General features: G+C 70.4%; 28 protein-coding genes. 18 read left to right on the top strand and 10 right to left on the bottom strand.

What is annotated here, in order from left to right; translation table 11 throughout:
- The first annotated feature begins 42 nt into the window (after positions 1 to 42).
- Genes ACWEPG_RS18720 through hisF form a run of 4 tightly spaced genes read left to right on the top strand, consistent with a single transcriptional unit; the run spans position 43 to position 2,620 of the window.
- Entirely contained in the window at positions 43 to 222 is a 180-nt protein-coding gene (locus ACWEPG_RS18720; RefSeq protein ID WP_450114827.1) for a hypothetical protein, read from the top strand.
- Positions 223 to 272: 50 nt separating this feature from the next.
- The gene (gene priA / locus ACWEPG_RS18715) at positions 273 to 1,007 is read left to right on the top strand and encodes a bifunctional 1-(5-phosphoribosyl)-5-((5-phosphoribosylamino)methylideneamino)imidazole-4-carboxamide isomerase/phosphoribosylanthranilate isomerase PriA (protein ID WP_450114811.1); all 735 of its coding nucleotides are present in this window, start codon (positions 273 to 275) and stop codon (positions 1,005 to 1,007) included.
- Between the two features lie 9 nt (positions 1,008 to 1,016).
- Positions 1,017 to 1,850 carry an inositol monophosphatase family protein gene (locus tag ACWEPG_RS18710; protein ID WP_450114812.1) on the top strand — a complete coding sequence of 278 codons (834 nt, stop codon included), beginning with the start codon at positions 1,017 to 1,019 and terminating at the stop codon, positions 1,848 to 1,850.
- Positions 1,847 to 2,620: an imidazole glycerol phosphate synthase subunit HisF gene (hisF, locus tag ACWEPG_RS18705; protein ID WP_450114813.1), complete on the top strand. Its 774-nt coding sequence runs from the start codon at positions 1,847 to 1,849 to the stop codon at positions 2,618 to 2,620. Before ACWEPG_RS18710 ends, hisF begins: the two co-directional genes overlap by 4 nt.
- Here hisF and ACWEPG_RS18700 read toward each other — a convergent pair.
- A complete protein-coding gene (locus ACWEPG_RS18700) occupies positions 2,607 to 3,446 on the bottom strand; it encodes an alpha/beta fold hydrolase (protein ID WP_450114814.1) in 840 nt (279 codons plus the stop codon). The genes hisF and ACWEPG_RS18700 overlap by 14 nt on opposite strands.
- 138 nt (positions 3,447 to 3,584) lie before the next feature.
- Between ACWEPG_RS18700 and hisI the strand changes: the two genes are divergently transcribed.
- Together hisI and ACWEPG_RS18690 are read left to right on the top strand one after the other, a co-directional pair.
- A complete protein-coding gene (hisI, locus tag ACWEPG_RS18695; protein ID WP_345345785.1) occupies positions 3,585 to 3,929 on the top strand; it encodes a phosphoribosyl-AMP cyclohydrolase in 345 nt (114 codons plus the stop codon).
- Between the two features lie 17 nt (positions 3,930 to 3,946).
- The gene (locus ACWEPG_RS18690; protein ID WP_452594973.1) at positions 3,947 to 5,251 is read left to right on the top strand and encodes an MFS transporter; all 1,305 of its coding nucleotides are present in this window, start codon (positions 3,947 to 3,949) and stop codon (positions 5,249 to 5,251) included.
- Here the strand turns inward: ACWEPG_RS18690 and ACWEPG_RS18685 are convergent.
- From ACWEPG_RS18685 to ACWEPG_RS18675, 3 genes are all read right to left on the bottom strand, one after another.
- Entirely contained in the window at positions 5,219 to 5,842 is a 624-nt protein-coding gene (locus ACWEPG_RS18685) for a class I SAM-dependent methyltransferase (RefSeq protein WP_450114816.1), read from the bottom strand. The two genes, ACWEPG_RS18690 and ACWEPG_RS18685, sit on opposite strands and share 33 nt — an antisense overlap.
- Positions 5,843 to 5,923: 81 nt before the next feature.
- Complete coding sequence (locus tag ACWEPG_RS18680; RefSeq protein WP_452594972.1) at positions 5,924 to 8,113, bottom strand: heavy metal translocating P-type ATPase; 2,190 nt, start codon at positions 8,111 to 8,113, stop codon at positions 5,924 to 5,926.
- Entirely contained in the window at positions 8,106 to 8,486 is a 381-nt protein-coding gene (locus ACWEPG_RS18675; RefSeq protein WP_452594971.1) for an ArsR/SmtB family transcription factor, read from the bottom strand. Before ACWEPG_RS18675 ends, ACWEPG_RS18680 begins: the two co-directional genes overlap by 8 nt.
- A gap of 130 nt (positions 8,487 to 8,616) precedes the next feature.
- Here ACWEPG_RS18675 and ACWEPG_RS18670 point away from each other — a divergent pair, with 130 nt between their 5' ends.
- Entirely contained in the window at positions 8,617 to 9,273 is a 657-nt protein-coding gene (locus ACWEPG_RS18670) for a DsbA family protein (protein WP_452594970.1), read from the top strand.
- The gene (locus tag ACWEPG_RS18665) at positions 9,248 to 9,889 is read left to right on the top strand and encodes a vitamin K epoxide reductase family protein (RefSeq protein WP_452594969.1); all 642 of its coding nucleotides are present in this window, start codon (positions 9,248 to 9,250) and stop codon (positions 9,887 to 9,889) included. Before ACWEPG_RS18670 ends, ACWEPG_RS18665 begins: the two co-directional genes overlap by 26 nt.
- Before the next feature lie 347 nt (positions 9,890 to 10,236).
- Here ACWEPG_RS18665 and ACWEPG_RS18660 read toward each other — a convergent pair whose 3' ends face one another.
- The 6 genes from ACWEPG_RS18660 to ACWEPG_RS18635 form a co-directional block, all read right to left on the bottom strand.
- Entirely contained in the window at positions 10,237 to 10,920 is a 684-nt protein-coding gene (locus tag ACWEPG_RS18660; RefSeq protein WP_450115546.1) for a sigma-70 family RNA polymerase sigma factor, read from the bottom strand.
- Positions 10,921 to 11,397: 477 nt separating this feature from the next.
- Positions 11,398 to 12,207 (bottom strand): ABC transporter permease, encoded by an 810-nt coding sequence (locus ACWEPG_RS18655; protein WP_450115545.1) that lies wholly within the window; start codon positions 12,205 to 12,207, stop codon positions 11,398 to 11,400.
- Positions 12,204 to 13,130 carry an ATP-binding cassette domain-containing protein gene (locus ACWEPG_RS18650; protein WP_450115544.1) on the bottom strand — a complete coding sequence of 309 codons (927 nt, stop codon included), beginning with the start codon at positions 13,128 to 13,130 and terminating at the stop codon, positions 12,204 to 12,206. The genes ACWEPG_RS18655 and ACWEPG_RS18650 overlap by 4 nt, the downstream gene beginning before the upstream one ends.
- A gap of 166 nt (positions 13,131 to 13,296) precedes the next feature.
- Positions 13,297 to 14,337, bottom strand: coding sequence for a flavin-containing monooxygenase (locus ACWEPG_RS18645; protein ID WP_450115543.1), 1,041 nt, complete (start codon positions 14,335 to 14,337; stop codon positions 13,297 to 13,299).
- Positions 14,338 to 14,353: 16 nt separating this feature from the next.
- The gene (locus ACWEPG_RS18640) at positions 14,354 to 15,577 is read right to left on the bottom strand and encodes an MFS transporter (protein WP_450115542.1); all 1,224 of its coding nucleotides are present in this window, start codon (positions 15,575 to 15,577) and stop codon (positions 14,354 to 14,356) included.
- A gap of 6 nt (positions 15,578 to 15,583) precedes the next feature.
- Positions 15,584 to 16,930 (bottom strand): NAD(P)-binding domain-containing protein, encoded by a 1,347-nt coding sequence (locus ACWEPG_RS18635; protein WP_452594968.1) that lies wholly within the window; start codon positions 16,928 to 16,930, stop codon positions 15,584 to 15,586.
- Between the two features lie 102 nt (positions 16,931 to 17,032).
- On the opposite strand from ACWEPG_RS18635, the gene ACWEPG_RS18630 reads away from it, so the two are divergent.
- The 10 genes from ACWEPG_RS18630 to arsA all read left to right on the top strand — a co-directional run bounded on the left by ACWEPG_RS18630 (position 17,033) and on the right by arsA (position 24,969).
- A complete protein-coding gene (locus ACWEPG_RS18630) occupies positions 17,033 to 17,899 on the top strand; it encodes a helix-turn-helix domain-containing GNAT family N-acetyltransferase (RefSeq protein ID WP_452594967.1) in 867 nt (288 codons plus the stop codon).
- Between the two features lie 67 nt (positions 17,900 to 17,966).
- On the top strand, positions 17,967 to 18,503 hold the full coding sequence (locus ACWEPG_RS18625) for a DinB family protein (protein ID WP_452595053.1): 537 nt from the start codon (positions 17,967 to 17,969) through the stop codon (positions 18,501 to 18,503).
- A 99-nt stretch (positions 18,504 to 18,602) separates the two neighbouring features.
- Positions 18,603 to 18,989: an ArsR/SmtB family transcription factor gene (locus tag ACWEPG_RS18620; RefSeq protein ID WP_452594966.1), complete on the top strand. Its 387-nt coding sequence runs from the start codon at positions 18,603 to 18,605 to the stop codon at positions 18,987 to 18,989.
- A complete protein-coding gene (gene arsB, locus ACWEPG_RS18615; protein ID WP_450115538.1) occupies positions 18,986 to 20,086 on the top strand; it encodes an ACR3 family arsenite efflux transporter in 1,101 nt (366 codons plus the stop codon). The genes ACWEPG_RS18620 and arsB overlap by 4 nt, the downstream gene beginning before the upstream one ends.
- Entirely contained in the window at positions 20,086 to 20,772 is a 687-nt protein-coding gene (locus tag ACWEPG_RS18610; RefSeq protein ID WP_450115537.1) for an arsenate reductase ArsC, read from the top strand. The genes arsB and ACWEPG_RS18610 overlap by 1 nt, the downstream gene beginning before the upstream one ends.
- A gap of 48 nt (positions 20,773 to 20,820) precedes the next feature.
- Complete coding sequence (locus ACWEPG_RS18605; protein ID WP_450115536.1) at positions 20,821 to 21,237, top strand: arsenate reductase ArsC; 417 nt, start codon at positions 20,821 to 20,823, stop codon at positions 21,235 to 21,237.
- Between the two features lie 16 nt (positions 21,238 to 21,253).
- Positions 21,254 to 22,300: an ArsO family NAD(P)H-dependent flavin-containing monooxygenase gene (locus tag ACWEPG_RS18600; protein ID WP_450115535.1), complete on the top strand. Its 1,047-nt coding sequence runs from the start codon at positions 21,254 to 21,256 to the stop codon at positions 22,298 to 22,300.
- 26 nt (positions 22,301 to 22,326) lie between these two features.
- Complete coding sequence (locus ACWEPG_RS18595) at positions 22,327 to 22,752, top strand: arsenate-mycothiol transferase ArsC (RefSeq protein ID WP_450115534.1); 426 nt, start codon at positions 22,327 to 22,329, stop codon at positions 22,750 to 22,752.
- Positions 22,749 to 23,168: an arsenite efflux transporter metallochaperone ArsD gene (gene arsD / locus ACWEPG_RS18590; protein ID WP_450115533.1), complete on the top strand. Its 420-nt coding sequence runs from the start codon at positions 22,749 to 22,751 to the stop codon at positions 23,166 to 23,168. The genes ACWEPG_RS18595 and arsD overlap by 4 nt, the downstream gene beginning before the upstream one ends.
- A 13-nt stretch (positions 23,169 to 23,181) precedes the next feature.
- Positions 23,182 to 24,969, top strand: coding sequence for an arsenical pump-driving ATPase (gene arsA / locus ACWEPG_RS18585; RefSeq protein ID WP_450115532.1), 1,788 nt, complete (start codon positions 23,182 to 23,184; stop codon positions 24,967 to 24,969).
- Positions 24,970 to 25,005 lie beyond the last annotated feature (36 nt).

The raw sequence follows: 25,005 nt of genomic DNA, 5'->3' as shown, positions 1-25,005 counted from the left end.
CAGCGCGGGAACCTGTCGTTCGGCAAGCTCGCGCTGTTCTCGATGGGCGCGGCCGCCGCGGTCCTGCTCGCCGTCACCATCCTGCTCGCGGTGCTGAAGCCGGGGCCGGTGGTGGGACTGGTCATCGGCCTGGCGGGAGTGGCCGGGGCGATCGCGGCGATGGGTGTGGTGTCCACCCGGATGACGCGCCGCGCGTTCGACGGCGACGACACCGAGCCGTGACACCCACCCGGGGCACGGTCCGCGTGTGTGACGCAGTAGGGTCGACGCACGTGAGCCTGGTCCTTTTGCCTGCAGTAGATGTCGTCGACGGTCAAGCTGTTCGCCTCGTTCAGGGGGAGGCCGGCAGTGAAACCAACTACGGTTCCCCCCGAGACGCCGCCCTCGCGTGGCAGAACGCTGGTGCCGAATGGGTGCACCTGGTCGACCTGGACGCCGCGTTCGGGCGCGGATCGAACCGCGACATGCTCGCCGGTGTCATCGGCGAACTGGACGTGAAGGTCGAGCTGTCCGGCGGCATCCGCGACGACGCCTCCCTCGAGGCCGCGCTGGCCACCGGCTGCGCCCGCGTCAACCTCGGCACCGCCGCCATCGAGAACCCCGAGTGGTGTGCGAGCGCCATCGCCCGCTTCGGCGACAAGATCGCCGTCGGTCTCGACGTCCGGAACGTCGACGGCCGGTACCAGTTGCGCGGTCGCGGCTGGGTCACCGAGGGCGGCGACCTGTTCGAGACCCTCACCCGGCTCGACCGCGACGGCTGTGCCCGCTACGTCGTCACCGACGTCTCCAAGGACGGCACCCTCACCGGCCCGAACCTCGACCTGCTGCGCGAGGTGTGCGCCGCCACCGACGCCCCCGTCGTCGCGTCCGGCGGCATCTCCGCGCTGGACGACGTCGTCGCGATCGCCGGCCTGACCGAGCTCGGTGTCGAGGGTGCGATCATCGGAAAGGCGCTGTACGCAGGCCGATTCACGCTGCCCGAGGCTCTCGCCGCGGTATCCGGATAGTCTCGCCGTATGACCGACCCACACGAGTTGCTCACGGTTGCCGGGGGAGTGCTCGACGGGGTCGTCGACAGGTTCCTCGCCGGCGTCGGCGCGCCAAGCGCCGTCGCGAAGGGGCCGCGGGACTTCGCGACCGCGGTCGACCTCGAACTGGAGCGGAGACTGTCCGCCGAACTCGTCGACCGCACCGGGATCCCGGTGCACGGCGAGGAGTTCGGCGGTCCCGATCTCGACACCGGACTGGTGTGGGTGCTCGACCCCGTCGACGGCACCCTGAACTACTCTGCCGGACTGCCGAACGCGGGCATCCTGCTCGCGCTGCTCAGGGATGGTCAGCCGATCCTCGGGCTGACGTGGTTGCCGATGATGAACCGGCGCTACGCGGCCGTCGTGGACGGTCCCCTGCTGTGCAACGGTGAGGAACTGCCGCGGCTGACCCCGCGGGACCTGACGGAAACGATGGTCGGCTTCGGCGCGTTCAACCTCGACGGCCGCGGTCCGATCCCCGGCGAGTACCGGGTGCGGGCCCTGGCCCAGGTCAGCCGGGTGTGCCGGCGGCTGCGCATGCACGGGTCCACCGGCGCGGACCTCGCGTTCACCGCGGCCGGGGTGCTCGGCGCCGCGGTGGTCTACGGCCACCATCCGTGGGACAACGCTCCCGGGGTGGCGCTGGTGCGGGCGGCGGGTGGCGTCGTCACCGACCTCGCCGGCGAGCCGTGGCACCTCGGGTCGCGGTCGCTGCTCGCGGCGGCGCCGGGTGTGCACGAACAGATCTTGAACATTCTCGTCCCCCTGGGAGATCCGGGGGACTACCGGGACGGCGCAAGTCGGGAAGGAACGACATGAGTGTGGCGGTACGGGTCATCCCGTGTCTGGATGTCGACGCGGGCCGGGTGGTCAAGGGCGTCAACTTCGAGAACCTGCGCGACGCCGGCGACCCGGTCGAGCTGGCGGCGCTCTACGACGCGCAGGGAGCCGACGAGCTGACCTTCCTGGACGTGACCGCATCCACCTCCGACCGCGGCACGATGATCGACGTCGTCACCCGCACCGCCGAGCAGGTGTTCATCCCGCTCACCGTCGGTGGCGGGGTCCGCACCGAGGAGGACGTGGACCGGCTGCTGCGCGCCGGCGCCGACAAGGTCAGCGTCAACACCGCCGCGATCGCCCGGCCGGAACTGCTGCGCGAGCTCAGCCACCGGTTCGGCGCCCAGTGCATCGTGCTGTCCGTCGACGCGCGCACCGTCCCGGAGGGACAGCAGCCGACGCCGTCCGGCTGGGAGGTCACCACCCACGGCGGCAAGCGTGGCACCGGAATCGACGCGATCGAGTGGGCGCAGCGCGGCGCCGAGCTCGGGGTCGGGGAGATCCTGCTGAACTCGATGGACGCCGACGGCACCAAGGCCGGATTCGACCTGCCGATGATCCGCGCGGTCCGCGCGGCGGTGCACGTGCCGGTGATCGCCAGCGGTGGCGCCGGTGCCGTCGAGCACTTCGCACCGGCCGTGCAGGCGGGAGCGGACGCGGTCCTCGCCGCCAGCGTCTTCCACTTCGGGGACATGACCATCGGGGACGTGAAGGCGTCCATGCGAGCCGACGGGATCACCGTCCGCTGACGTAGCCTCGCGGGTCGCGCCAGAGTGCCGTCACGGACGCGACCACTGAATCGGGATCGGCGATCAGTGGGGCGATGTGACCGCCGCCGCCCACTGTCACGCTGCGCGCGGACGGCATGATCGCGGCGGACGACTCGGCCTGGGCCGGCCTCCACATCGGGTCGTCGGCCGCGGCGATCATCACCGTCGGGACCTCGACCCCGGGCAGGGTGTCGGTCAGATCCGGGCGATCGAGCATGACGGACTGCATCGCCCGCAGCATCGCGGCGCGGTCGGCGCGGCGGAACGCATCCATGACCCGCGCCGACGAGTCGGGATGCTCGACGAGGCAGACAGTGCCGAGCAGGGCCTTGGCGAGTGCACGGGTGACGGGGGACGCGGGTCCGGCGAACCGGTAGAGGGTGACCAGCGGCACGACGCGCACCCACCGCTCCGTCGGTGTCAGTGCGTGGACCGGGGTGCCTATGGTTGCCAGCGACCGGCAGCGTGCCGGGTGGAGCGCTGCGAACCTCAGCCCCACGTGGCCGCCCCAGGCGTTCCCCACCCAGTCGACGGCGTCGGTGATGCTCAGGTTGTCGAGGACGCTCACTGCCGCGTCGGCGCACGCATCGAGGTCGAAGCGGCCCGGTGCGGCGTCGCTGCCGCCGTGGCACGGCCCGTCGACGAGGATCAGCGTGCGGTCGACCGCCAGCGCATCGACAACCGTGTGCCACGAGTCCGAGTCGACGAACAGACTGTGCCACAGGAGCGCGGGTGGGCCCGTGCCGACGCAGCGGACGGACAGCCGTCCGAGTGTGGTGGGGATGTTCCGGGAGCTGATCGTCATGGCCCCTCCCGATGACGCCTCGGATACCGAACCCTCGGTTTCCGAGTGTTCTCCGGTGGCGGTGAGCGAGTCAAGGCCGGTCGACGGCCGTGCACGCCCCGAGCGTCGACCGGAAACGTGCCACGGTATAACGGTCACATGAGTCTTGATCCCGCAATCTCGGCCCGGCTCAAGCGCAACGAGGCCGGTCTGTTCAGTGCTGTCGCGCAGGAGCGTTCGACGGGTGATGTGCTGATGGTCGCGTGGATGGACGACGAGGCGCTGGCGCGCACGCTGGAAACCCGTAAGGGAACGTATTTTTCGCGCTCCCGGCAGCAGTACTGGGTCAAGGGGGAAACCTCGGGCCACACCCAGTACGTGCACGAGGTGCGCCTCGACTGCGACGGCGACACCGTCCTGCTGATCGTCGATCAGGAGGGCGCGGCCTGCCACACCGGCACCCACACCTGCTTCGACTCCGACGTGCTGCTGCCGCGCCCCTGATCTCACCTGTAGAAGTGGTGAATACGCAGGTGTCCGTCCTCGACGACGCGGAACTGCGGCGGGTGCAGAAGCGCACATTGACCGTCGTCGTCCTGAGCCAGATCCTCGGCGGTGCCGGTCTGGCCGCCGGAATCACGGTCGGTGCCCTGCTGGCGCAGGAGATGCTCGGTTCGGACAGTCTGGCGGGCGCGCCGACCGCCCTGTTCACGCTCGGGTCGGCCCTCGCCGCCTTCCTGGTCGGGCGCATCACGCAGCGCCACGGACGCCGGGTGGGCCTCGGGCTCGGTTTCGGTGCCGGTGGCATCGGTGCGATCGGGGTGGTTCTCGCCGCCGCGAGCGACAACGTGCCCCTGCTGCTGGTGTCGCTGTTCGTCTACGGCGCGGGTACGGCGACGAACCTGCAGGCGCGGTACGCCGGGACGGATCTCGCCACGGCAGCGCGCCGGGGGACGGCGATCAGCGTGGCGATGGTGTCGACCACCCTCGGCGCGGTCGCGGGCCCGAACCTCGTCGAGCCGCTCGGTCACGTCGCGGAGGCGTTCGGCCTGCCTGCGCTGTCGGGGCCGTTCCTGCTCGCCGCCGCTGCCTACCTCGCGGCGGGTTCGGTGCTGTTCGCGTTGCTTCGTCCGGACCCGTATCTCGTTGCCCGGCAACTCGATTCCGCTGGTATCGGCGCGGGCACCCTCGACGGCGCGCCGCCGCGTCCGGGGGTGGGCGCCTATGTCGGTGCCGCGGTCATGGTGCTCACGCAGGTCGCGATGATCGCCATCATGACGATGACCCCGGTGCACATGCGGGCGCACGGTCACGCGTTGGGGGAGGTCGGTCTGGTGATCGGAATCCACGTCGGCGCCATGTATCTGCCGTCGCTGGTCACCGGTGTCCTCGTCGACAGGATCGGACGGCTTCCGATGGCGGCCGCGTCGGGGGTCACCCTGCTGCTCGCCGGGGTGACCGCCGCGGTGGCGCCGGCCGATTCGCTCACGTTGCTGATCGTGGCGTTGGCACTGCTCGGCCTGGGCTGGAACTTCGGGTTGATCGCCGGGACGGCGCTGGTCGTCGACGCCACCGTCCCGGAGAACCGGCCGCGCACGCAGGGGACGATCGACGTCCTGATCGCCCTCGCCGGTGCGGGCGGCGGCGCGCTGTCGGGGGTGGTGATGTCCGCGACCGACTATGCGACGCTCTCGCTCGGTGGTGGCGTGCTCGCGTTGCTTCTCGTTCCGGTGCTGTACTGGGCCCGCCGCGGAGCGCGCACCCCGTCGACCGGAGCGCCGCCCCTCCCGTCGTCAATCGGTGACGGGCGTGGCGACCCCGAGTGAGAGTGCGCCCATCATCTTCGGGGCGCCCTTCTCGTAGAACGTGTCCAGGTCCCGGATCTCGAAGCCCGCGGATCGTACGAGGGCGGGGATCTCACGCGTGAGGTGGCAGCCACCGGCGACGGCCTTCTGGATCGGCTCGAAGCGGTACTGCCAGCGGCGCACCTTCTCGTGCGGCGCGAGCCCATGTTCGACGAAGTGCAGGGTTCCGCCCGGCTTGAGGACGCGCCGCACCTCCTTCAAGGCTGCATCGACATCGGGGATCGTGCACATCGTCCACGTCGACAGGGCGGTGTCGAAGCTGTTGTCCGGGAACGGGAGTGACTGCCCGTCGAGCCCGGATCGCTGGACCGGAACGGTGGACGCCGACAGGCGTTTGCCGGCCAGCTTCCAGCCGAGGTCGGCAGGCTCGACCGCGCTGACCGAATCGACCGCGTCCGGATAGAACGGGACGTTGAGCCCCGACCCGAACCCGATCTCGACGACTCGGCCGTGCAGCCCGGCGCACGCCCGTTTCCGGGAGGGGCCGGTGACCGACATCCCGCACGAGACGTCCACGAGGCGTGGCACGATCCGATCCGAGTAGAACCCCATGAAAGCCTCCCGACCGGCTCGTTGTCCCTGGTGTGACTCCAGCATCGCACGGCCCCGCCAGGGCGGCCCGCGGTTCGGTGATCAGTGCGGACGGTCCGCCCCGTCGAGTTTTGCGGTCCGACCGGCGCGGGCCGGGCCGGGGTCTTCTTGGGCACAGCAGTCGCAGTCGTGACCCGGGGGACTGTTCGGCGCGACTGTGCCCGGTGTGATGGGCGTGCGCGTTGTCGATGATCCGGTCCGAGGGGTGTCGGTGGTCGTCGAGGGTGGTACGGGTGGTGGGCAGCACGCGTCGGCGAGACCGTGCGCGGGTGCGATGCTCACGTGGATCGGACCCGCGGCGGTCGACGTAGAGGTGAGTCCGGGCAGTGTGGTGGAGCGGGCCGCGCGGATGGCGTTGCCGATGACGAGCACCTCGGCGAACTCGTGAATGAACACCACGGTCGCGAGGCCGAGGACACCGGTCGCGGCCAGCGGGATGAGCACGGTGATGATGGCGAGCGAGAATCCGATGTTCTGCACCATGATTCGGCGGGCGCGGCGGGCGTGGGCGAGCACCTGGGGCAGGTGGCGCAGGTCCTCGCCCATCAGGGCGACATCGGCGGTCTCGATGGCGACGTCGGTTCCCATGGCCCCCATCGCGATGCCGACGTCGGAGGTGGCCAGGGCCGGGGCGTCGTTGATGCCGTCGCCGACCATCGCGACCCGGCGGCCCGCAGCGAGGACCGGCAGCATCTTCGCCTTGTCCTCGGGGAGCAGTTCGGCGTGGACTGTGGCGATCCCGGCGTCGGCGGCCAGGGCGTGGGCGGTGCGTTCGTTGTCGCCGGTGAGCATCGCGACGTCGACGCCGAGTCGGCGCAGCCGGTCGACGGTCTCGGCGGCTTCGGGGCGCAGTTCGTCGCGGACGGCGATCGCCCCGATCGCCGATCCGGCTTGTTCGACGATCACCACGGTGGCGCCCGCCTCCTGCAGCCCGGCGACGTCCGCGGCCAGGGAGCCGGCGTCGATCCATCCGGGCTTTCCCAACCGCAGCGCACGGCCTGCGAGGGTTCCGGTCAGTCCGTGGCCGGGCACCGCGGTGACGTCGTCGGCCGGGGTCACCGGTGTGGCGGTGGCGGTGAGGATCGCTGCGGCGAGGGGGTGTTCGCTGCGTGCTTCGAGCGCGGCCGCTGCGGCGAGGACCTCGGCTTCGGAGATGCCGGGCGCGGCGGTCGTGGCGACGACCTGCGGAGTGTTGCGGGTCAGGGTGCCGGTCTTGTCGAGGGCGACGACGCGGATGCGGCCGAGTTCCTCGAGCGCGGCGCCGCCCTTGATCAACGCGCCGTGCCGGCTCGACGCCCCGATCGCGGCGACCACGGTGAGGGGGACCGCGATCGCCAGCGCGCAGGGGGAGGCGGCGACGAGTACGACCAGGGCGCGTTCGATCCACAGCAGCGGATCGCCGAACAGCGAGCCGATACCGGCGACCAGGGCGGCGACGACCATGATCATGGGAACGAGTGGCCTGGCGATGGTGTCGGCCAGTCGCTGCCCGGCGCCCTTGCGTTCCTGGGCTTCCTCGACGATGTGCACGATGCGGGTCAGGGAGCTGTCGGAGGCGAGGGCGGTGACATCGACCTCGATGGCGCCACCGCCGTTGATCGTGCCGGCGTACAGCTCGTCGCCCGGACCGGCCTCGAGCGGAACGGATTCGCCGGTGATGGCGGACAGGTCGAGGCTGGTGCGGCCCGAGCGGATCACGCCGTCGGTGGCGGCCCGCTCACCGGGGCGTAGCAGCATCCGGTCGCCGAGCGCGAGATCGTCCGGCGCAACCGACATCTCGCGGCCGCCGCGCAGGACCGTCGCGGTCGGCGGGACCAGGGACAGGAGCGCTCGCAGTCCGCGTCGGGTGCGGGTGACCGCGTAGCGCTCGAGTCCCTCGGCGATCGAGAAGAGGATGCCGAGCATCGCCGCCTCGGGGTACTGGCCGAGGGCGACCGCGCCGACCGCGGCGATGGTCATCAGGGTTCCGACCCCGATTCGCCGGTGTCGGAGGTTGGTCAGCGCGGCGGGCACGAAGGTCGACGCGGCGGCGACGACGGCCGCGAGTTCGAGTGCCGTGGCCACCGGGTGGGCTCCTGCGCGGCCAACCGCCCAGGCGAGGGCGAGCAGGATCGCCGCGGCGGCCGCGCACTGCAGCTCGCGGACCTGCCACAACCGGCCGGGGCCCCGGTCGGGCTCGGGTGCTCCGGTCTCGGTGTCGGAGGGTGAGGGCCCGCAGCAGGCGTCAGACACGCTCGGACTCCAGTGCATCGATCTCGGGGGCGCCGACGACGGCGTCGACGAGTGCCCGGCCGCGCGGGGTCAGCGCGTACATCACCAGTCGGCCCTGACGGCGGGAGGTGACCAGTCCGGCGACCTTCAGCTGCCGCAGATGATGCGACACGAGGTTCTGGGCCTGTCCGACCACCCACGCCATGTCGCACACGCACAACTCGTCGCCGGCGCGCAGTGCGGTCGCGATGGTCAGGCGGGTGGGGTCGCCGAGCGCGCGGGCCGCGGCGGCGGCGGGTTCGACACGTGCCGGCGTCGGGAGCTCGGCCCGGATCCGCTCGGCGTGTGGCAGGTCGAGGCAGAGCAGGTCGCAGGTGTCCGCGGGGTCTGTCATATCGATATTCTAATGGACATTGATATGACTGGGAACCGTCTCAGGTTCCTCATATCGCCGGCCGTTAGGGTGCCGACATGGAAAATGTGCCCTGTTTGTCCGGGTTATTCGCCGGATCGGATGCCGCCGCGTGACGCGCGGGGTGAAGATCTCGCTGGCTCTGCTGGTCGCGTTCGTCGTCGCGGTGGCGGCGATTCTGCTGGTCGGTCGAACCGGAGACGAGGCCGACGAATCCGCCGCGGATGCCGGTTCGAACCCGGCGGCGGTGGTGCGCGCGGACAGCCACCGTCTCTCGTCGGCACCGGAGGGAAGTCCGACGTTCGTGGAGTTCCTCGACTTCGAGTGCGAGGCCTGCCGGTCGGTGTATCCCGCGATCGAGGACCTGCGCGCCGAGTACGGAGACCGCGTCGCCTTCGTGGTTCGCTACTTCCCGCTGCCCGGGCACTTCAATGCCGAGCGAGCGGCCCGGGCCGTGGAAGCTGCTGCGCAGCAAGGCAACTTCGAGCAGATGTATCAGCGGATGTACGAGACGCAGGCGGAGTGGGGTGAGCAGCGGGTCCCGAAGGACGACGTCTTCCGGGCCTTCGCCGTCGACCTCGGGCTCGACATGGCCGCCTACGACGCCGCGTACGCCGACCCGGCGACCGCGGCCCGGATCGCCGCGGACGTCGCCGACGGCGAAGCGCTCGGAGTGCAGGGCACCCCGTCGTTCTTCCTCGACGGCCAACGATTCGAGCCCTCCACCTACCAGGATCTGACCGATGCGCTCGACGCCGCCCTCGGCTGACGCCGACATCTCGGGAGCGGAGGTCGGTGACAGCGCGCCGTTCGACCGGGCGCTGCCGTGGCGGCTGCTCGTCGGCGGCCTGACGGGACTGGTGGCCGCGTTCGTGCTCACGGTCGAGAAGTTCGCCCTCGCAGCGGATTCGAACTACATCCCGTCCTGCAGCCTGAACCCGGTCCTCAACTGCGGTTCGGTGATGTCCACCGCCCAGGCGTCGGTTTTCGGATTCCCCAACTCCCTGCTCGGCATCACGGGGTTCGCAGCGGTCGCGGCCACCGGCGCCGGGTTGCTCGCCGGCGCCCGCTTCGCCCGCTGGTACTGGCTGGGCCTGCAGGTCGGGGTGACCGCTGCGGTCGTGTTCGTGCACTGGCTGATCGCGCAGAGTCTCTACGTCATCGGCGCCCTCTGCCCGTACTGCATGGTCGTGTGGGCGGTGACCGTCCCGATCTTCTGGTACGTCACCCTGCGGAACCTGCACCACGGCACCTTCTCCCGGCCGGTACGTGCCGAGGTGGTGGCCGCGGGAGGGAACCACCTGGTGCCGGTCACGGTGTGGTTCCTGGCGGTGGCCGCACTGGTGATCCACCGGTTCTACTCGTACTGGTCCACGCTGCTGTGACGAACGCGGCCGTGATCGGCTCGTGCGGGTCGGTTCGCCGCTGTGGCAGCGCCCGGTGCGTCCATTCTCCGTTCCCTCCGTCTGATCTGGTGTCCATCCCACCGATCAAGGAGTCACCATGACCAACCCCAACGAGTTCGAGGCCCCGGCTGCGGATCGAACGGACGTAACATCTCAGGCTGCGGCGCCCACGTGTTGCAGCTCCGAACGGCAGGCCATCTGCTGCGACCACAGTGAGAAGTCGACGTGCTGTGGTCCGGCGGCGACTGCCGGCGGCGGGTGCGGCTGCCAGTAGCCTTCAGGGCGAGAGGCGCGGTGCGAGCGAACGGGGCTCGCACCGCGCCACTTCATTGTCGGGGTGACCTCGCGGCCGTCCGGTCGTCGCTCCCGAGCTGGTGTGCCGTCTCCTGGTCGGCGGGTGAGTTGGCTCCGCAGGCACACGATCCGCTGCGGGCCTGGTAGTCGTGCACGTGGCCGGTCCGGTCCTGGCTGATCTGACAGCAGGCGTGCAATTGGGCCTGGAGGGCGGCGCGGCCGCGCTGGACTCGAGATTTCATCCCGGACACCGAGATTCCCGCCTCGCCGGCGGCCGCGGCGTGGGTCCGGGAGTCGAGGTCGACCATCTTCACCGCCGCGGCCTGCTCGGCAGGTAGCCGCGAGAGCATCGGCACCAGGCAGGAAGCGAGTTCTTTCTCCGCAGCCGCGTCGGCGTCCGGCGCGTCGTCGGGAGGATTGTCGGGGACGGTGTCGACGGCCAGCTCGCGGCGATGGGGCGCGGACCGGTAGTAGTCGGTGATCGCGTTGCGGGTGATCGCATACATCCAGCCCAGGATGCGGTCCTGCTCGCGCAGGTTGTCGAGGCTATTGGCCATCCGCAGGAACACGATCGACAGAATGTCGTCGGCATCCTCGGGACTCGAGACCCGGCGGGCGATGAAGGCCCGCAAGTCGCTCGAGAAGCGGCGCCAGAGCTGGTCGAGATCAGCCGGCTCCGGTTGGGATGTCGTCGTGGTGGCCGTGTCCTCGCCCATGATTCTGGTTCCTCTCCGCTTCCAGCATCCACGTCTGGCCGCGCGGTCGCGACCCCCTCAGTGCAGGTTTCTCGCCGACGACCCGACGACGGCGACCGCGATCGGACGCATTCTGCGTCCGAATCCGGGGTGCCTCGTCTGTATGGGTGTCGATGTCGATTCCGGATTCTCCGGTTCGACGAACCAGTAGAAGCGTGATGAGGAGGTGTGAGCGATGCTGACCACACATCTGTTGTCGGATCTGACCAGCGAAGTGGTCGATCTGATCGTGGCGGAGGAACTGCATCTGCTCGACGCCGCCGCATGAGCGCCGCCGACGCCGCACGGGGCGCATCCGCTGACCACAGCGTTCTCCTGGCCCCTACCCCTTTCCGCAGGGTAGGGGCCAGCGGAGTGCCCGGCTCCGGACGGGCAGCGAATGCGAAGACCCCGCCCGCCCTTCCCTCAGGTGGAAAGGCGGGCGGGTGGGTCGTTCGTTCAGCTGGCGCGTGCCGACCGGATCAGTCGGGTGAGGCCGGGGACCGCGGTGACCGCGGCCCACAACCCGATCGCCGCGACCAGGGCAGCGACGGTGTCCCCGACGGTGGCGGTGCCGAGCACATCCCCGCGCAGGGCCTCGGTGGCGTGCGCGACCGGATTCACCGTCGCCATGGCCTGCATCCAGCCGGGCATGGTCTCGAGCGGCGCGAACGCACTGGAGATGAACATCAGCGGCATCATCACCATCATCCCGGCGAACTGGACCACGTCCGGTCGGCGCAGCCGGTCCCCGATCAACCCGAACAGGGCGCTCATCGCCCCGGCCAGCACCACCAGCACCACGATCGCGGCGACGGCATCGAGTGCGGTGCCGTGGAACTCGAAACCCAGTGCCACGGCAGCGATCCCGAGCAGCGCTGCCCGGGCGAGGGTGAAGACGGCCTCGTTGACGGTGCGAGCAACGCCCGGCAGCACCGCCCGCATGGGCAGGGCCGCAAAGCGGTCGTGGAGGCCGTTGGTGTGATCGATCGCGGCGGAGACCCCGGCGTTGGTGCCGGCCATCACGGTGGAGACAGCGAGCATCGCCGGGGTGAGGAAGACGATGTAGCTGACCCCGGCCGGGAAACCGGGTCCGGCGGCGACGCTGCGGAAGACCTGACTGAACAGCACGAGCATCGCCATCGGCATGGTCAGTGAGAACATCAGCAGCTGCGGGACGCGGGCGCTGGTGCGCAGGTTACGGATGGTGAGCGCGGCCAGTTGGTTCCCGATCGGGGAACGCTCGATCGAGGGCGTGGTGGTGGTCATCGGTGGGCTCCTGTGGTGTGGGCGAGGTGGGTGAAGACGTCCTCGAGGCTGGGCGAGGTCACGTCGAGGTCGGTGATCTCGATGCCGCCGCGGTGCAGGTCGGCGACCAGCGCGGTCGCGGCGGTGGCGTCGTCGACGGTGACCGACACCCGAGCCCGGTCGCCGTCGACCCTGTCGGCATCCGGGATGAACGGCAGGTCGGCGATCTGGCCGGCCGGGATGGTGGCGCTGAGGACCTTGCCTCCGACGATCTGTTTCAGCTCGGTGGGGGTGCCGCGGGCGGCGACCCTGCCGCGGTGCAGGACCACGATGTGGTCGGCGAGCCGGTCGGCTTCCTCGAGGTACTGCGTGGTGAGCACGACGGTGGTGCCCGCGGCAGTGAGCTCGTCCACGACGTCCCACAGTCCGGCGCGAGCAAGGGGGTCCAGACCCGTGGTCGGCTCGTCCAGGAACAAAACTGACGGGGTCCCGACGAGGCCGGCGGCGAGATCGATCCGGCGGCGTGAGCCCCCGGAGAGTTCCCCGACCCGCCGGGCCGCGTATTCGTGCAACCCGAGCCGGTCGATCAGCGCGTCGGCCCGGGCGCGGGCGGTGCGCCGCAGTCCGGTCAGGCGGCCGATCAGCTCCAGGTTCTCCCTGGCGGTGAGGAATTCGTCGAGTCCGGAGTATTGGCCGGTCACACCGATCCGGCGGCGCACCGCGGTGGCGTCACCGACCACGTCGAGGCCCTCGATCTGCACGCGGCCGATGGTGGGCCGCACGAGGGTGGTCAACGTGCGGATCAGGGTCGTTTTGCCGGCACCGTTGTGGCCGAGCACCCCGAGCGTCGTCCCGGCGGCAGCTGCCAGGTCGACGCCGTCAAGGGCCCATGTCTTGCCGTAGGCGACATGCAGGTCCTCGACCACGACGGCCGGCGCGCTCATCGCACACCCCCACGGTGGTCTCCGGCGGGGTGGGCGGACAGGTGGATGATCATCGGAGGTTCCTCTCGGAAGGCGTGCTCCCACCCGGTGGTGGATGGGAGTCCGCTTTCTCAGACGAACCGGCCGCGTAATGGACGCACCCGCATCCGGCGATTCCCACGCTCGTTTACAGGACCAACCGGCTGACCAGGTACCGGGCGTCGCGGCCGACGCCGCGTAGCGATGCGGAGGAGAGACTGCGTTGCCATTCGAGGCCGACGTAGCCGACACCGGGGTGGGTGGTGGACAGGCCCCTTCGGTGGTGGGGGTGTCCGGTGTCGGTGAGTGCGCCGAGGTCGGCGAGGTAGGGCAGGTGGGGGGTGTAGCCGGTGGCGAGGATGATCGTGTCCGCATCGGTGATGGTGCCGTCCGGCCAGAGCGCGGTGCGCCCGGTGAGACCGGTGAACATGTCGCGGGCCCGGGGTTCCCCGGCGGCGAGGGCGGTGCGGTAGCGGCCGGTGTCGAACACCGGTGCGGTCGGAGACCGGTGGAGCAGGTGCCCGATCGGGAGGGCGTCGAGGCCGGTGACGGTGAACCAGAAGTGCATGTCGCGGCCAAGGGGCCGCTGGGGCGCGAACTTCGGTGGTGTGCGGCAGGCGAGGGTGACGTGGGCGGTGTCGGCGAGTTCGGCGGCGATCTGGACGGCGGAGTTCCCGGCGCCGACGACGATGACGTGTTCGCCGGTGTGGTCGGTGGGGTTGCGATAGAGGCTGGCGTGGATGATCGTGCCGGTGAAGCCGTCCTGCCCGGGCAGCGTCGGGATGTTGGGTGATCCGAATCCGCCGGTGGCGCCGACGATCCGCGGTGCGGTGAACGTTTCCCCGGTATCGGTGGTAGCGGTGTAGAGGCGGCCGTCGTGTGAGACGGTCGCGACGCGCTGGTTGACGTGGATGTCGGCGTCGAGGGACTTGGCGTAGCGGCGCAGGTATTCGACGACCTCGTCTCGGTGCGGGTAGCGGTCGCCGTCGCCGGGGAAGGGGAGTCCCGGCAGGGCACTGTATTTCGCGGGGGAGAACAGGGTGAGGCTGTCGTAGTAGTGCGGCCAGGATCCGACGGGTTCGTCGGATGCCTCGAGCACCGCGGTACGGAGGCGTTCGCGGCGCAGTGCGTGGGCGGTGGCGAGGCCGGATTGGCCGCCGCCGATGACGAGGGCGTCGTAGTCGGGCATCGGGGGTCCTTGCGGGTCAGGGCTCGGATTCAGGGGTGGGGCGGGGCATGGAGGCGGCGGCGACCACCGCGGCCAGCAGGGCGATCGCACCGAGGACGAGGTAGGCGCGGGCGTAGCTGCCGGTCCAGTCGGACAGGGCGGTGCCGGCCCACGGAGCGAGAGCCATGACGATGACGATCGGTGCGGACATCAACCCGTTGAGGCGGCCGTAGTGCGTTGCGCCCCAGCGGTCGGTGATGGCGGTGGCCTGGACGAGGGTGAACACGCCGCGCACGAGACCGGCCCCGACCGCGACACCGATGAGTGCGACGACGGTGTCGGCGACACCGAGCAGGGCAGTGGTGAGGGCGGTGGCGGCGATGATGCCGACGGTCCGGCCGAGTGGCCCGGTGCGGGCCGACAGCGGCAGATAGCCGACCCGTCCGAGAACCTGTCCGGCGCCACCGAGGCCGAGGGTGAGCGCGGCCAGGCCGGGGGAGAAGCCCTGTTCGACGAGCAGGGGGACGAGGTTGAACACGCCGGCGAACGCCGCGAATGCGGCGAGGGCGAGGGCAATCACGAGGGCGGCGAACGCGCGACTGCGGGAGGCGTCACGGTGATCGACGGCGTGCTGTCCGGGATGCTGCGGCGAATCGGGCCAGTGGCCCCGCAGGCCGAAGAAGTGCCCGGGGACGGTGACGGCGGCCAGGATCACGGCGAGGACGAGATAGGTTGTCCGCCAGTCGTATCGCTCGACGAGCGCCGCGGTCAGCGGCGCGAACACGGTGCTGGCCAGACCGGCGGCGAGGGTGAGGATCATCAGCGCCTTGACGTGATCGGCGCCGTACCAGCGGGTCAGGGCCGCGAACGCGGGCGGGTAGAGCACCGCGCCCATCGAGGCGCCGGCCAGCACCCACCCGGCGTAGAACCACGGCAGCGTCGGCGCCCGCGCCACCAGCAGCAGCGAAGGCACCGCGAGAACCGAGCCGGCGGTCATCACCGTGCGGGGACCGGCGTTGTCGAGGATCCGTCCGACGGGGATTCCGACCAGCGCGGCGACGAGCTGGCTGATCGAGAAGGCGGCCACGATCACCGACGCAGACCATCCGCTCTCGCGGGAGATCGCCACCGACAGAACGGGGAAGGCGTAGTAGAGGATTCCCCAGCTGGTGATCTCGGTCAGGCACAAGGTGGCGAGCACCCGCCGCAGACCGGCCCGGTCGAGGGCGCCGGTCTGCGGCGAGGTGGTCGTCTCGGTCACCGGCGTCTACCGGCCCGACGGTGGGGCGACGGTGACCAGCTCCGGTGCCGCCGGGGCGCCGCAGCACCCACCGCCGCTGTCGGCGGCGTCGGCGTTCGGGTCGTCGAACACACCCGCACCGCCGCACACCCCGGTCTCGGGCAGGACCAGCTCCACCCGGTTCGCGGCCTCGTCGTCGCCCGCGAGATGGGCTGCGATGGAACGGACCTGCTCGTAGCCGGTCATCGCGAGGAACGTCGGGGCCCGGCCGTAGCTCTTCATCCCGACGACGTACACCTTCGGTTCGGGGTGGGTCAGTTCCCGGACACCGTGCGGGTAGACGGTGCCGCAGGAGTGCACGTTCGGGTCGATCAGCGGCGCCAACTCCACCGGCGCCTGCAGGACCGGGTCGAGACCGAGGCGGATCTCCGACAGCCACGACAGGTCGGGGCGGAACCCGGTCAACGCGACGACCCGGTCCACCGCCTCGATTCGCTGTCCGGCGTCGGAGACCAGGACGATCGGGCCGGCACCGTCGGATTCGACCGTTGTGGTGCGGAATCCGGTCACCACCTGCAGCAGTCCGTCGTCAACGGCCTTCTTCGCCCGCAACCCGAGGGCGCCGCGGGCGGGCAGCTGGTCGTCCTCGCCACCACCGAACGCGGTCCCGACCCCGGCGCGGCGCACCGCCCAGGTGATCCGAGTGCCCGGCGCCTCCGCGGCGAGCGAGGCGAGGGTGACGATCGCGGTCAGCGCGGAGTGTCCGGCACCGGCGATCACGGTGTGCTTTCCCGCGTACTCGGCGCGGACCTGCGGATCGTCGACGCCGGGGACGCGGTAGGAGATGCGGGCGGAGGCGGCGCGTTCCCCGGCCGCGGGCAGTCCCTCGCTGCCGAGCGGGTTCGGTGTGCCCCAGGTTCCCGAGGCGTCGATCACCGCGCCCGCGAGGATCCGGTCCTCGGATCCGTCGGCGCGGCGGATGTGCACCGACAGCGGTTCGGTGTCGCGGCCGGCGTCGACGACCCGATCGCGGCCGCGGCGCGCGACGCCGACGACCTCGGCGCCCAGCTGGACGGCGTCGCCGAGGGCGGCGGCGAGCGGGACGAGGTAGTCGCTCACCCACTGGGAGGCGGTGGGATAGGACTCGGGGGCCGGGTGGGCCCAGCCGGTGGTGGTCAGCAGCCGTTCGGCGGCCGGGTCGACCAGCTCGGACCAGCGGGAGAACAGTCGGACGTGGTTCCACTGCGCGACCGCCGCTCCGGCGGCCTGGCCGCGCTCGAACACCAGCGGGGTCAGGCCTCGCTCGCGCAGTTCGGCGGCGGCGGCGAGGCCGATCGGGCCGGCGCCCACAACAACGACGGGCAGGTCAGGCATCACAAATACCCTTTCATCGACGTGTATCGATCAACATTCTTCGAACCGTATCGATGTCCATCGATGAATGCAACCATCGATGGACATCGATATAGTGAATTCATGACTTCCCTCGACATGCCGGTCGTCCGGACCGCTCGCCTCGCCGGGGCGGAGGCACTGGCGACCGAGGACGCCGCGACCTACGCCGGCTGGTTCGCGTGCCTGGCCGAACCGACCCGGGTGCGACTGCTGCATCAGGTTGCGAGCGCCCCCGCCGGGATCACGGTCGGCGAGCTGGCCGAGGCGCTCGGGGTCGGGCAGCCGACCGTCTCCCACCACGTCCGCAAGCTCGCCGACGTCGGGTTCGTCAACGTCCACAAGGACGGCACCAGCACCGTCGTCGTGGTCAACCCGGCGTGCTGCACCGGACTGCCGCAGGCCGCGGACGTGGTCATGGGCATGCTCGCCCCGCGGCCGTGCTGCCCGGACGACCTGCCCGCCGACGTCACCGTCCGCCCGTTGCAGGGCGGTGACTGGGATGCGGTGCGTCGCATCTACGGCGAGGGCCTTGCCGCGGGGATCGCGACCTTTGCCGCCGAGGTCCCCACCCGCGGCGTGCTCGACGCCGAGTGGCTACCCGGGCACCGGTGGGTCGCCGAGATCGACGGCGTCGTCGTCGGGTGGGCCGCCCTGAGTCCGGTGTCGAGCCGGGACTGCTACCGCGGGGTCGCGGAGAACTCGGTGTACGTCGCGGACGGGATGCGCGGCCGCGGCGTAGGTAAAGCCCTACTGCGCACCCAGGTCATCGCCGCCGACCAGGACGGACTGTGGACCCTGCAGACCTCGATCCTCCCCGACAACCGCGCCGCCATCGCCCTGCACCACTCCGCCGGATTCCGCACCGTCGGGGTCCGCGAACGCATCGCCCAACTCGACGGGCGGTGGCGTGACACCGTCTTCCTCGAACGCCGCTCGCCCGGGCAGTAGGGGCAGCTCCCCCTGGTCAGGCTGTCTGCGGCGAGTGGACAATGTGCGGGGAGACGGGGTGAGCGAAATGACGGCGGATCCGTCCGGGTCGGTTGATCGAGCGGCGATAGCTGCCGACCTCGAGCGGGCTCGTATTTCGCTGCACGAGCTCCTCGATGCCATGGGTGCCAAGGATTTCGAGCGCGCCTCGAACGGCACCCGGTGGACGAACGGGCAGTTGCTGTTCCACATGGTCTTCGGCTACATGGTCGTCCGTCGGCTGCTCGTGCTGGTGCGGATGTTCGCTCGGCTGCCAGACGGCGTGAGCCGGGTGTTCGCGCGGGTCCTCGACGCCGCCACTCCGGTGTTCGACAAGGTCAACTACCGAGGATCTTGCCTGGCAGCGCGCGTGTTCGATCGGCGGAGGATGGGGCGCAAATGCGACCGCGTCATCGAGACCCTCCAGCGCCGTCTCGCCAATGAGTCCGACGCTGCGCTCCGCTCCGGCATGCACTTCCCGACGCGATGGGATCCGTTCTTCGCCGACTTCATGACCCTCGAGCAGGTCTACCGATACCCCGGCCGGCACTTCGACTTCCATCGGAACCAGCTCGCACACGGCTGAGGCTCGGCCCTGCCCTTGTCGCCGACGACGGCTATCCCGTCGAACATCCACCCGGCCCTTTTGTTTGCGCACTGATTCGATACCTGTCAATATTGATGCATGTCGAATCAGGATCCACAGGATGACGGCGCCTGCTGCTCGCCGCTGGTGCGCGAGCCCCTGACCGAGGACTGGGCCGGGGATCTGGCCCGGATGTTCAAGGCGCTGGGGGATCCGGTGCGTCTGCGGTTGCTGTCGCTGGTGGCCTCCCACGCGGGTGGTGAGGCGTGTGTGTGCGACATCTCCGGTTCGTTCGACCTGTCGCAGCCGACGATCTCCCATCACCTCAAGGTGCTGCGCGAGGCCGGGCTGCTGGACTGCGAGCGGCGCGGCACCTGGGTGTACTACTGGGTGCTTCCGTCCGCGCTGCGGCAGCTCTCGGCGGTGCTGCTCACCGAGGGTGAGCCCGCAGCGTCGTCGGCGCAATGCGCGGAGGTTCCGGCGTGAGCGAGGCCGCCACCACGACCGAGCATCCGGCCGTCGTCGCGAAACTCTCGACCCTGGACCGGTTCCTGCCGGTGTGGATCGGCGTCGCGATGGTCGCCGGCCTCCTGCTCGGGCGGGGCATCCCCGGACTCGGTGACGTCCTGTCCGCCGTGGAGATCGACGGCATCTCCCTGCCGATCGCCCTCGGCCTGCTGATCATGATGTACCCGGTACTCGCCAAGGTCCGCTACGACCGACTGGACACCGTGACCGGCGACCGCAAGCTCCTGATCGGGTCGCTGGTCCTGAACTGGGTACTCGGCCCGGCGCTGATGTTCGCCCTCGCCTGGATCTTCCTCGCCGATCTTCCCGAGTACCGGACCGGGCTGATCATCGTCGGCCTCGCCCGTTGCATCGCCATGGTGATCATCTGGAACGACCTCGCGTGCGGGGACCGCGAAGCCGCGGCCGTCCTGGTCGCGATCAACTCGGTGTTCCAGGTGCTCATGTTCGCCGTCCTCGGCTGGTTCTACCTCTCCGTCCTGCCCGGGTGGCTCGGGCTCGAGCAGACCACGATCGACACCTCGCCGTGGCAGATCGCGAAGTCGGTGCTGATCTTCCTCGGCATCCCCCTGCTCGCCGGCTTCCTCACCCGCCGCTACGGGGAGAAGGCGAAGGGCCGCGAGTGGTACGAGCAGAAGTTCCTGCCGCGGATCGGGCCCTGGGCCCTGTACGGGCTGCTGTTCACGATCGTGATCCTGTTCGCCCTGCAGGGCGAACAGATCACCTCGAACCCGATCGACGTCGTCCGGATCGCGATCCCGCTGCTCGCGTACTTCGCGATCATGTGGGGCGGCGGATACCTCCTCGGCGCGGTGATGGGTCTCGGGTACGAGCGCACCACCACCCTCGCGTTCACCGCCGCGGGCAACAACTTCGAGCTCGCGATCGCCGTCGCGATCGCCACCTACGGCGCCACCTCCGGGCAGGCCCTGGCCGGGGTCGTCGGGCCGCTGATCGAGGTCCCCGTCCTCGTCGCCCTGGTCTACGTCTCGCTCGCGCTGCGTAAACGCTTCGCCCCCACCACGAAGGTGTCCGTGTCAGCCAAGGCGTCCTGATGCCCGATCAGTCGTTCGACGAGGAACTGCGCACCCACGATCGCCGGCCGCAGCCGGAACTGCTGATGCCGCAGGCGGTCCTGTCCCGCACGGCAGCGGACCTGTCCGCCAAGTGCACCGGGGTGTTCTCCCCGCAGACCGTGGAGCGGTACGTCTTCGAGTCCTACACCGCGCTGCGGCGGACGTCGAAGGTGCACACGCACCTGACGACGCTGGCCGGCCGGTTCGCCGCCGATCGCCTCTCCGCGTTGGCCCAATCGCAGGGCGCGGCACCGAAAACAGTGCCCGAGGTGCTGTTCGTGTGCGTCCACAACGCGGGCCGGTCCCAGATGGCCGCCGCGCTGCTCGACCATCACGGTCTCGGGCGGGTGCACGTCCGCTCCGCCGGGTCGGCGCCCGTCCACGCGATCGCCCCGACCGTGGTCGAGGCGATGACCGAGATCGGGATCGATCTCGGTACCGAGTTCCCCAAGCCGCTCACCGACGACGTCGTCGCGGCCGCCGATGTAGTGGTGTCGATGGGCTGCGGGGACGCGTGTCCGGTCTATCCGGGCAAGCGGTACCTGGACTGGACCCTCGACGACCCGGAGGGCCAGCCGATCGAGCAGGTCCGCCGGATCCGCGACGATATCGACGCCCGGGTCCGCGGCCTGCTCCGCGAGCTCGTGCCCACCGCCACCACCTGACCGCCCCCTTCCCGTCTGTCCGACCCTCCTGTTCGAAAGGGACTGTGCATGTCCACCACTCCGAGTGTCCTGTTCGTCTGCGTCCACAACGCGGGCCGATCCCAGATGGCCGCGGGCTTCCTCACCGCGCTGGCCGGGGATCGGATCGAGGTGCGTTCCGCCGGCTCCGCGCCCGCCGACCAGGTCAACCCGGCCGCAGTGGAGGCGATGGCGGAGGTCGGGATCGACATCTCCGCCGAGAACCCGAAGATCCTCACCGTCGATGCAGTGCAGGCCTCCGACGTGGTGATCACCATGGGGTGCGGCGACACCTGCCCGGTCTTCCCCGGCAAGTCCTACCGCGACTGGGTGCTCGAGGACCCGGCCGGGCAGGGCGTCGAGGCGGTCCGCCCGATCCGCGACGAGATCAAGACCAAGGTCGAGGCGCTGATCGCGGAGCTGACTACCGCCTCCGCCGGCCGCTGACCTGCAGGTTGATCTGATGACGACGAGTGTCGATGTGGTCGTGATCGGCGGCGGCCAGGCAGGACTGGCAGCCGGCTACTACCTGCGACGCGCCGGGCACCGGTTCGTGATTCTCGACGACCAGCCCACGCCGGGCGGGGCATGGCCGCACACGTGGCCGTCGCTGCGCCTGTTCTCCCCGGCGGAGTACGCGACCCTGCCGGGCTGGCCGATGCCCCACTGGCGGGACGGGTTCCCGCCCGCGAGCCATGTCGTGGACTACCTCACCGCCTACGAAGCCCGCTACGACCTGCCGATCGAGCGTCCGGTGCGGGTGACCGCGGTCCGCCGCGACGGCAGCGACCTGATGGTCGAGGCCGGCGCCCGGATATGGCGGGCACGCCGGGTCATCAGCGCCACCGGAACCTGGCAGCAGCCGTTCTGGCCGATCTACCCCGGCGCACGCACCTTCACCGGCCGCCAGTTGCACACCGTCGACTACCGCACCCCGGACGAGTTCGCCGGCGCCGACGTCGTGGTCGTCGGGGGCGGCAACTCCGCAGCCCAGCTCGTCGCGGAGATCTCGACCACCGCGTCGACCACATGGGTGACCAGCCGGCCACCGCGGTTCCTTCCAGACGGCGTCGACGGCCGGGCGCTGTTCGAGGTCGCGGCCCGCCGCGCCGCAGCGCTGGCCGCCGGGCGCCCCGATCCCGGTGGCGTCGCTGCCCTCGGTGACATCGTGATGGTCCCGGAGGTGCTGGCCGCCCGTGAACGTGGTGCGCTGACAGCATTTCCGATGTTCGACCACCTCACGACGGACGGGATCGCCTGGGGTGACCGTCGGCAGCACGCCGACATCGTGGTGTGGGCGACCGGGTTTAGGCCCGCCCTCGGCCATCTGAGGCCGCTGCGGCTGCGCGGGGCCGACGGCACCGTGCCCACCAGCGGAACCCGCTCCCTGAAAGAACCGAACCTGCACCTGCTCGGCTACGGCGACTGGACCGGACCCGGCTCGGCCACGATCCTCGGCGTCGGCCGCACCGCCAAATCCGCCGTCGCCGAACTCGACCTCGACGACTGACCTGATCCCCGAAAGGACCCACATCGATGAGCACACCCTCGGTGCTGTTCGTGTGCGTGAAGAACGGCGGCAAGTCCCAGATGGCGGCCGGGCTGATGCGCGCCGCCGCCGGTGACACCGTCACCGTGCACTCCGCCGGCACCACACCCGGTACTGCCGTCAACGCCCTCTCGGCCGAGTCCCTGCTCGAGGTCGGCGTCGACATCACCGCCGAGACCCCGAAACCGGTCGACCCGCAGCTGGTCCGCGACGTCGACGTCGTGATCACCCTCGGCCGCGAAGCCCACGTCGACGAGGTGCCGGGCACCGCATTCGAGAACTGGGACACCGACGAGCCGTCCGAACGCGGCATCGACGGCATCGAGCGGATGCGCCTCGTGCGCGACGACATCGCCGCCCGCGTCGCCGACCTCGCCACCCGCCTCACCCAACAACACCAGGAGAACCGTTGAGCACCATCGAAGTTTTCGAACCCGCCCTCTGCTGCAACACCGGCGTCTGCGGTGACGACGTCGACCAGGCGTTGGTGACCTTCTCCGCCGACATGGACTGGGTCCGTTCCCAGGGAGGCGAGATCGCCCGATTCAACCTGGCCAGTGAGCCGCTGACCTTCGCGCAACGGGAACCGGTCGCCGCGTTCCTGAAACTGTCGGGTTCGGAAGGGCTGCCGCTGGTCCTCGTCGACGGTGTCACCGCGATCACCGGCCGCTACCCCGACCGGGCCCAGCTCGCGAAGTGGGCCGGGCTCGACGCCCCGGCAGCCGTCGTCGCCGCCCCGGCGGGCGTCACGATGCTGGGCCTGACCGAGACCACGGACACCGGCGCCGGCTGCTGCGGCGACGACTCGGCTTCTTCGACCTGCTGCTGAAAAGGACTCTGTCATGAAGTTTCTCGACAACCCGCCCCGATTCCTGTTCTTCACCGGTAAGGGCGGGGTCGGGAAGACCTCCATCGCGTGCGCGTCGGCGATCGCCCTCGCCCGCGCCGGCCGCAAGGTGCTGCTCGTGTCCACCGATCCGGCGTCGAACGTCGGGCAGGTGTTCGGGCTGAGCATCGGCAACACCATCACCGCGGTGCCGGCGGTGGCGGGTCTGTCCGCGCTCGAGATCGACCCGCAGCAGGCCGCCGACGCCTACCGGGAACGGATAGTCGGGCCGGTGCGCGGGCTGCTGCCCGACGCCGAGATCGCCTCGATCGCCGAACAGCTCTCGGGGTCGTGCACCACCGAGATCGCCTCGTTCAACGAGTTCACCGCCCTGCTCACCGACACCGACGGCGTCACCGACGGGTTCGACCACGTCCTGTTCGACACGGCACCGACCGGCCACACCATCCGGCTGCTCCAGCTCCCCGGATCGTGGACCGAGTTCCTCGACGACGGTAGGGGCGACGCCTCGTGCCTCGGCCCGCTCGCCGGTCTCGACAAGCAGCGCAGCATCTACGCCGACGCCGTCGGCGCCCTCGCCGACCCCGACCGCACCCGCCTGGTGCTGGTGACACGGGCGCAGCGGGCACCGATCGCGGAAATCGCCCGCACCCAGACCGAACTCGCCGACATCGGACTGTCCCACCAGTACGTCGTCGTCAACGGACTGCTCCCGGAACCGGACGGGCGCGACGCCCTCGACACGGCGATCCACCGCCGCGAACACGCCCTCCTGGATGCGCTGCCGGCGAACCTGGCCGCGCTGCCCGTCGACGAAGTCGAACTCAAACCCACCAACATGGTCGGCATCGATGCCCTCGACTCGCTGTTCACCGCGACCACCACGGTCGACGGCGAACCGGCTACCACCGTCGCCGGGTTGGGCGCGGTTGCCGATGCGGCGTCGCTGTCGGATCTCGTTGACGAGATCGCCGCCGACGATCACGGGCTGATCATGTTCATGGGCAAGGGCGGCGTCGGGAAGACCACCCTCGCCGCAGCTGTGGCGGTCGCGCTGGCCGAACGTGGCCACCAGGTGCACTTGACCACCACCGACCCCGCGGCGCACCTGGCCCACACCCTCGCTGGGGCCGTCGCAGGCCTCGAGGTCTCGCGCATCGACCCGGCCGAGGCCACCGAGCAGTACCGCGCCCGCGTCCTCAAATCCAAGGGCGCGGCGCTCGACGAGCAGGGCCGCGCCGCGCTGTCCGAGGACCTGAAATCGCCGTGCACCGAGGAAGTCGCCGTATTCCAGGCGTTCTCGCGGGTCATTCACGAATCCCGACGCCGATTCGTCGTCGTCGACACCGCCCCCACCGGGCACACCCTGCTGCTGCTCGACGCCACCGGTTCCTACCACCGCGAGATCGCCCGGCAGATGGGCGAGCACGCCCACTTCACCACCCCGTTGATGCGGCTGCAGAACCCCGACGAGACCAAGGTCGTCCTGGTCACCCTCGCCGAAACCACACCGCGCCTCGAAGCCGCAGGTCTGCAGGAAGACCTCGAACGCGCTGGCATCCACCCGTGGGCGTGGGTGGTCAACAACTCCCTCGCCGCCGCGGCACCGTCCTCGCCGCTGTTGCGGCGTCGCGCCGCGGCGGAGGCCACCGAACTGGCCACCATCGCCGCCGACCACGCCGCACGATGCGCGGTGGTGCCGATGCTTGCCACCGAACCAGTGGGGGTCGAGGCGCTGAGGTCACTTGCTCACGGTGTCCACGACGACATCGCCGGCGAGTGAGCACCCTCGCTGCCCACGGGCGGCCGTGAAGACGAG

It is taken from the genome of Rhodococcus sp. NPDC004095 (assembly GCF_053604015.1).
The sequence above is the reverse complement of the archived record's forward strand: the minus strand, read 5'-3'. Positions and strand labels throughout refer to the sequence as shown.